Annotated in this window: 8 protein-coding genes and 1 pseudogene; 8 read left to right on the top strand and 1 reads right to left on the bottom strand. The window is 60.2% G+C overall.

All coding sequences use genetic code 11. The features are described from left to right. The 7 genes and pseudogenes from ACIQJ2_RS18315 to ACIQJ2_RS18285 form a co-directional block, all read left to right on the top strand. Window positions 1-92 (top strand): annotated as a pseudogene (locus ACIQJ2_RS18315) (50S ribosomal protein L13); the annotation flags it as partial. Between the two features lie 2 nt (window positions 93-94). After that, complete coding sequence (gene rpsI / locus ACIQJ2_RS18310; protein ID WP_400677868.1) at window positions 95-565, top strand: 30S ribosomal protein S9; 471 nt, start codon at window positions 95-97, stop codon at window positions 563-565. Window positions 566-703: 138 nt separating this feature from the next. Further along, on the top strand, window positions 704-967 hold the full coding sequence (locus tag ACIQJ2_RS18305; RefSeq protein ID WP_400677869.1) for a hypothetical protein: 264 nt from the start codon (window positions 704-706) through the stop codon (window positions 965-967). A gap of 64 nt (window positions 968-1,031) precedes the next feature. Beyond that, window positions 1,032-1,409 (top strand): antibiotic biosynthesis monooxygenase, encoded by a 378-nt coding sequence (locus ACIQJ2_RS18300; RefSeq protein WP_199149806.1) that lies wholly within the window; start codon window positions 1,032-1,034, stop codon window positions 1,407-1,409. Beyond that, window positions 1,390-2,343 carry an agmatinase gene (gene speB, locus ACIQJ2_RS18295; RefSeq protein ID WP_400677871.1) on the top strand — a complete coding sequence of 318 codons (954 nt, stop codon included), beginning with the start codon at window positions 1,390-1,392 and terminating at the stop codon, window positions 2,341-2,343. The genes ACIQJ2_RS18300 and speB overlap by 20 nt, the downstream gene beginning before the upstream one ends. Before the next feature lie 84 nt (window positions 2,344-2,427). Then, window positions 2,428-3,360, top strand: a complete 933-nt coding sequence (gene argC, locus ACIQJ2_RS18290) for an N-acetyl-gamma-glutamyl-phosphate reductase (protein ID WP_400677872.1) — start codon at window positions 2,428-2,430, stop codon at window positions 3,358-3,360. A 424-nt stretch (window positions 3,361-3,784) separates the two neighbouring features. Next, on the top strand, window positions 3,785-5,125 hold the full coding sequence (locus ACIQJ2_RS18285; RefSeq protein WP_400677873.1) for a DUF2778 domain-containing protein: 1,341 nt from the start codon (window positions 3,785-3,787) through the stop codon (window positions 5,123-5,125). A 135-nt stretch (window positions 5,126-5,260) separates the two neighbouring features. Here the strand turns inward: ACIQJ2_RS18285 and ACIQJ2_RS18280 are convergent, their stop codons facing one another. Beyond that, entirely contained in the window at window positions 5,261-6,364 is a 1,104-nt protein-coding gene (locus ACIQJ2_RS18280) for a COX15/CtaA family protein (RefSeq protein WP_400677875.1), read from the bottom strand. 113 nt (window positions 6,365-6,477) lie between these two features. Between ACIQJ2_RS18280 and ACIQJ2_RS18275 the strand changes: the two genes are divergently transcribed. Further along, window positions 6,478-6,687, top strand: coding sequence for a DUF2842 domain-containing protein (locus ACIQJ2_RS18275; RefSeq protein ID WP_199087902.1), 210 nt, complete (start codon window positions 6,478-6,480; stop codon window positions 6,685-6,687). The last annotated feature ends 8 nt before the right edge of the window (window positions 6,688-6,695 follow it).

Here is a 6,695-nt window from a genome sequence, read left to right as displayed (position 1 = left end):
TCTACGCCGGCTCCAACCATCCCCATGAAGCCCAGCAGCCCGTCGTCCTCGACGTCGCCAAGCTGAACAAGAAGAACGTAAGGAGCGCCTGATAATGGCTGATCTCTCTTCCCTGAAGGATCTCGGCACGGTATCGGAAGCAGCTGCTGCTCCGGTTCACGTCCGCAAGGTCGATTCGTTCGGCCGCTCCTATGCGACCGGCAAGCGCAAGGACGCTGTCGCCCGCGTATGGGTCAAGGCCGGCTCCGGCAAGATCATCGTCAACGGCAAGGACTACACGGCTTATTTCGCCCGTCCGGTTCTGCAGATGATCCTGCGTCAGCCGATCGTCGCTGCTGCCCGCGACGGCCAGTTCGACATCGTTGCAACTGTTGCCGGTGGCGGTCTCTCCGGCCAGGCCGGTGCTGTTCGCCACGGTCTGTCCAAGGCCCTCACCTACTTCGAACCGGGCCTGCGCTCGGTCCTGAAGAAGGGCGGCTTCCTGACCCGCGACAGCCGCGTCGTCGAACGCAAGAAGTACGGCCGTGCAAAGGCACGTCGTTCGTTCCAGTTCTCCAAGCGTTAATCGCTTGCCCGAGACGGGATTTGGAAAGGCCGGGGTTTCCCCGGCCTTTTTCTTTTGGCTATAGCGGCATGGTGTAGATCTGCCGGGCAAGACACGCCATTTTATGGCAGACTTGCATTGCAGATACCGAGGATTGCAATGGCCAAAATCATTCTGACATTCCTGTTGATACTCGCCAGCGTCTCGCCTGCCCTTTGCGACGACGCCAGGCAGCCGCCAGCTACCGACAAGGCAGCCGATATGCAGAGCATGAAGGACTTTCTTCAGGCGAACCCGGACTGTGTCGAATTTACCGACAACTGCTCCTACTGTCGCGTGACGAATGGACAGGCCGCATGTTCGACGCCGCAGATCGTCTGCGTGAAAAAACCGTATCAATGCAGCATTCGATCAGGCAAATAGTTGCCGACCCTTGGCTTGCGATTCCAAGCCAAATCCCGAATCTGACTACACCCGGAGGGATATGATGAGTACCAGCAATTCATCGCGTTTCGCAGCCACTCCCGAGCCGCCCTATTACATCGTCACCTTCGCTTCGATCCGCACAGAAGGCGACAATGGCTATGGCGCCATGGGAGATCGCATGGAAAAGCTCGCCCTCGAGCAGGACGGCTGTCTCGGGCTCGAAAGTGCAAGAGGCGCCGATGGTTTCGGCATCACCAACTCCTTCTGGCGGGACGAGCAAAGCATTCTTGCCTGGAAGAACGTGGTGTCGCACCTTGCCGCACAGAAACTTGGCCGCGAGCGCTGGTACGAGCAATATAAGGTTCGCATAGGACGGGTAGAACGGGCCTATGATTTCCAGGCGAGCAAAGGAGATACCCTTGCCGAGCACGTCGATTGATCACGCCTTCACTGCGAACAGTCTGACCTCGGCCGCCGGCGATCCAACCTTTGCCGGCGCACTCTCCTTCATGCGTCGCCGCTTCACCAAGTCGCTCGAAGGCGTCGATGCCGTCGTCTGGGGTATACCCTTCGATGCCGCCACATCCAACCGGCCGGGAACGCGCTTCGGGCCGCAGGCGATCCGGCGCGCCTCGGCTATCTTCGACAACGATCCGCAGTATCCCTTCAACCGCGACCTGTTCGCCGAGATGGCCGTCATAGATTATGGCGATTGCCTGCTCGATTACGGCAATCATCGGGACACGCCGGTGGCGATCGAGCGCCAGGCAACCGATATTCTCGACAGCGGCGCCTTCATGCTGACGCTCGGCGGCGATCATTTCGTCACCTGGCCCCTCCTGAAAGCGCATGCGGCAAAGCACGGGCCGCTGGCGCTTGTGCAATTCGATGCCCATCAGGATACATGGTTCGACGACGGCAAGCGCATCGACCACGGCTCCTTCGTCGCCCGCGCGGCGCGCGACGGCCTGATCGACCCGGACCGCTCTATTCAGATCGGCATCCGCACGCACGCGCCGGACGATTTCGGCATCCATGTTCTCTATGGCCATCAGGTCGAAGACATGAGTGCCGCCGACATCGCCTCGGCGATCATCTCGCATACCAAGGGCGCTCCGGCCTATCTCACTTTCGATATCGACTGCCTCGATCCGGCTTATGCGCCGGGCACGGGAACGCCGGTTGCCGGGGGACCGTCCAGCGCGAAGATCCTTTCGACCTTGCAGCGGCTGCATCAGCTCGATATCCGCGGCGCCGACGTGGTCGAAGTCTCGCCAGCCTACGACCATGCCGATATTACCGCCATTGCGGGGGCAACGGTGGCGATGTATATGCTCGGGCTTCATGCTGAAAGGCGTGCGGCCGGACGCTAAAGTCCGGCTGTTATCATATTGAATCAACTCCATGGCAAATTGAGTCTGGAAACACTCTTAACCTACTGAAAGAGCAGGAATAACATGGCACCGAAGATCTTCATCGATGGCGAACACGGAACCACGGGCTTGCAGATCCGCACGCGCATGGCCGACCGCCGCGACGTCGAGCTTCTGTCCATTCCTGAAGCCGAGCGCCGCAATGCTGCAATGCGCGAGGACATGCTGAACAGCGCCGATGTCGCCATTCTCTGCCTTCCCGACGAGGCGTCGAAGGAAGCGGTGAAAATGGTGGTGAGCAACAACAATGTCCGTATCATCGACACCTCGACGGCGTTCCGCATCCATCCCGACTGGGCCTATGGCTTTGCCGAAATGGACAGCAATCAGGGCCGGAAGATCAAGGATGCGCGTTTTGTCGCCAATCCGGGCTGCTACCCCACGGGCGCAATCGGCCTCATCCGTCCACTGCGCGCCGCAGGCATCCTACCGGCCGGCTATCCCGTGACGGTCAATGCCGTCTCCGGTTATACGGGCGGCGGCAAGCAGATGATTGCCCAGATGGAAGACGCGGATCATCCGGATGCGATCAGCGCACCGCATTTCCTCTATGGCCTGCCGCTGACCCACAAGCATGTCCCTGAGATGACGACGCATGGGCTGCTCGATCGCGCGCCGATCTTCTCGCCGTCCGTCGGCCGATTCCCGCAGGGCATGATCGTGCAGGTGCCGCTTCATCTCGATGACCTGGCGGAAGGCGCGACGCTGGAGAGCATCCATGCGGCGCTCACCAACCATTATGCCGGTCAGGATATCGTCGAGGTCGTCTCCCTTGATGAGAGCCGTGCGCTGTCGCGCATCAATGCCGTCGAGCTCGCCGGCAAGGACACGATGAAGCTCTTCGTCTTCGGTACGCCGGGCGCAGCTCAGGTCAATCTGGTCGCGCTGCTCGACAATCTGGGCAAGGGCGCCTCCGGTGCTGCCGTTCAGAACATGGATCTGATGCTGGGCGCCTGAGCCCGGCACACAAGCGAATAATCAGCAAGCCCGGTCGATCACCCTCTGAGGGTAGATTGGCCGGGCTTATTGCTGAGCTGATACCTTCGTCGATTCGGCACATTTTAGTGCCCGCAGCCACAATTCTGCCTTCCAGCTAAATTAGCAGACGCTACACGAAAAATTGATCTACCGTGATGCGGCGCGACCTATTGTCGGCCGGATTCACCGTTTATCGGCTTCACGGGCCGAGATGAATTGGACGTTAAACGCATCCCTTTTTCAATGAATATCCAAGAATGAGCCAGCGTAAAGGAATTGGTTACCATAATTCGGCATGCTTCCAGACAGTCGGCAATGTGGTGGTCAGACGCGAATTCCGCGTCGAGGCGCGTGTGCATCTGTGAGCCGGCATAGTGTCTGTGTAGTTTGGATAATGAGTATCATGGCGTTTGTCACCGAAGGCTTCGGTAACTTCAATTCGCGCTCCGGCTACGCCCCGCGCCTGAAAAAATCCTTCAACATCCGTCCCGGCACATTGGCCACCGGCGTCGCCGTGGTGGCCTTCGCCTGGGTGGCCGCGACGCTGGTGACCACCCAGTCGATGATGTTGTCCCTCCCCGGAGCGACGACGACAACCAACGACTTTCTGACCCCACGAGCGTCAGCCTTCATCGTGCCGCAGAACCCCATGGCACGCCCTGCCCGACTTTCCAGCCAGGTCGCATCCCTGAACGGACAAAACCGCTTCGCCAGTGCCCCCGCAAATGGGACGACCTATGCGACCGCAGGGAGCGATGTTCAGACCGGGACCGCCAGCAGAGACGCCATTCGTTCGCAACTGGCCAGCGCTTTGACGCAACAGGCGTCCCAGATCAAGTTGGAGCAAAGCGCGGCCGCCAGCATCAAGAGCGGCCGCATCGAAGTCGCCGCTGCCTCACCCGAAACGATCGACCGTCTGCGCAAGGTGATCGCCGTCAACTTCGCCACCGCTGTGCAGTCGCTGGCGCAAGTGAAATATGCCGCCGCCTCGATCCCGGCGGCGAGCCCGGCACAGAAGGCCGTTCAGCCGCTTGCGGTTGCTTCGGCAGCGCCCGCAGCCCTGCCGGCAATTGCGGAAGCGACGCCGCTACCGGCCAAGGATGCCGATATCGCGATGACGCAAGCGGTGCTGAGCGTCGTGCCGATGGCCCGCCCTGCCCGCGAGGAGGATATGCGGCGGCCTAACACTCCGGCCGCGGCCGCCGTCGCCAAGGCAACCGTCAAGGATACACCCACCCAGCCGCCGGCACGGCTTCTGGCCTATGCAGATCCGGACGACAGCTCCGTGCGCAAGGCCAAGCCCTTCATCAATCCCTTTGCTGCTATCAGCCCCGGCAGCGGTACGGCAATCTACGATATCGAAGCGAAGACGGTCTATCTTCCAAGCGGCGAACGCCTGGAGGCGCATTCCGGCCTCGGCCACATGCGTGACAATCCCCGCTATGTGGACCGCAAGAACACCGGCCCGACACCGCCTGAGACCTATAAGCTGACCTATCGGGAAAGCCTGTTCCATGGCGTTCAGGCGCTGCGCCTGACACCCACAGGCGGCGGCCGCGTCTATGGCCGCGACGGCTTGCTGGCGCATACGTACATGCTCAGAGGCGGCCGTGCGGAATCGAACGGCTGCGTGGTCTTCAAGGACTACAGTCGCTTCCTAGCTGCCTTCAAGCGCGGTGAAATCAAGCACTTGAAAGTCGTGTCGCGGATGTCGTCGGCAGCAAGCGTCGCTTCGGCCCGCTAGGGCGCCGTGCATCCTTTCGGATGCACAAGGCTAGTTCTATCTCTTTTGCTCTACGGCATCAGGCTTTCCGAAAATCTGAAACGATCTTCGGAAAGCCTGATGCCGTAGAAGGAATGAATTGAGGCGTTGTGCGCCTCAATCTCCGACGACAATCGAGGTCTGGCGCGGCAGTTCGCCATAGAAGCCTCGCCAGTTGGCAATCGCAAAGCCGAAGACGATCAGGGCGCCAGCCTGATGTGCGAGCGCCAGATGCAGCGGCACCTGCAGCAGCAACGTAGTAATCCCAAGAATCGCCTGAATGAGAACCAGCACGAACAGCACGACCGAACGGCGCGCATGCGTCGTCTGCGATGCGGCCCGCAACGAAATGATCATATTGATGACCACGACTGCGAAGAGCGCGTAAGCGCCGAGGCGATGGACGAACTGCACCATTTTCGGGTTTTCGAAGAAATTGATCCAGCCCGGCGACTGCACGAGCAAGCCATCCGGGACGATGGTGCCGTCCATCAGCGGCCAGGTATTGTAGCTCATGCCGGCATGGAGACCGGCGACGAGAGCGCCCAGATAAATCTGGAACAGAGACATGATCGCGATGAGGCCGGCCAGTTTTGCTGAATAACGGGTCGGCGCCGGCTCGTTCGAATGCGGGGACAGCGCCCTCATGAACCACATACAGGCAGCAAAAATCAGACAAGCCATAACAAGATGAATCGCAAGACGATACTGGCTGACATTGGTGCGTGCCTCCAGACCCGAATAGACCATCCACCAGCCGATTGCGCCCTGCAGCCCGCCAAGGAGAAAAATGCCGCCCAGCGGCAGCCACAGCCTGCGTTCGACACGGCCGGTCAGCACGAAGAACAGCAGCGGCACGCCGAAGATGACGCCGATGCCGCGTGCGAGCACCCGATGCGCCCACTCCCACCAGAAGATTCCTTTGAATTCGTCGACCGTCATATCCTTGTTGAGGATCTGAAACTGCGGGATGCGCTTGTAGAGATCGAACTCGTCCTGCCATTCCTGCGCGTTCAGCGGCGGGATGATGCCATGGATCGGTCGCCATTCCGTGATGGACAGGCCGGATTCAGTGAGCCGCGTCGCGCCCCCCACCAGCACGAGCCCGAAGAGAGCCAGCAGCACACAGGCAAGCCAGAGGCGGATCGCCCGGCGATTGCGATCCTGACGGACGACTTCCTTCATAATAGCCTGTTCCGACGTGAAATTAGTGGCAGCCATGGCGTCTCCCTTCGATCAGGCTGTTGATTTGCCCGATAGGGGCGTGCAAAACAAGTCCCGGGAGTTTGCGGCATGCCGTCGCGGCATGTCGCCTCAAGAGGAGAATCCAATCCGTGCCCCTTCGCCTGCGCAAATTCATCGGCATGATCCTGCTTGTTTTGCTGGTTGCAATCTATGCGATCGTTGCGATGATCGTTGCAGTGCGCACGCTCGGAGATCAACCCGGCTGGGTCCATTTCCTCTACTTCCTTTTCAGCGGCACCATCTGGGTGCTGCCGGCGATGGGCATCATCAAATGGATGGCCGGGCCGCGGCCACAGTGATGGATGCG

Source organism: Rhizobium sp. NPDC092011, from assembly GCF_044756305.1.
Lineage (GTDB): Bacteria > Pseudomonadota > Alphaproteobacteria > Rhizobiales > Rhizobiaceae > Rhizobium.
Note: the sequence above shows the minus strand (reverse complement) of the source record. Positions and strands in the feature narration are given on the sequence as shown.

Bases quoted from the DNA above. Each gene is read 5' to 3' on its own strand.
- rpsI (WP_400677868.1), top strand. From the start codon at position 95: ATGGCTGATCTCTCTTCCCTGAAGGATCTCGGCACGGTATCGGAAGCA.
- ACIQJ2_RS18305 (WP_400677869.1), top strand. From the start codon at position 704: ATGGCCAAAATCATTCTGACATTCCTGTTGATACTCGCCAGCGTCTCG.
- ACIQJ2_RS18300 (WP_199149806.1), top strand. From the start codon at position 1,032: ATGAGTACCAGCAATTCATCGCGTTTCGCAGCCACTCCCGAGCCGCCC.
- argC (WP_400677872.1), top strand. From the start codon at position 2,428: ATGGCACCGAAGATCTTCATCGATGGCGAACACGGAACCACGGGCTTG.
- ACIQJ2_RS18285 (WP_400677873.1), top strand. From the start codon at position 3,785: ATGGCGTTTGTCACCGAAGGCTTCGGTAACTTCAATTCGCGCTCCGGC.
- ACIQJ2_RS18280 (WP_400677875.1), bottom strand. From the start codon at position 6,364: ATGGCTGCCACTAATTTCACGTCGGAACAGGCTATTATGAAGGAAGTC.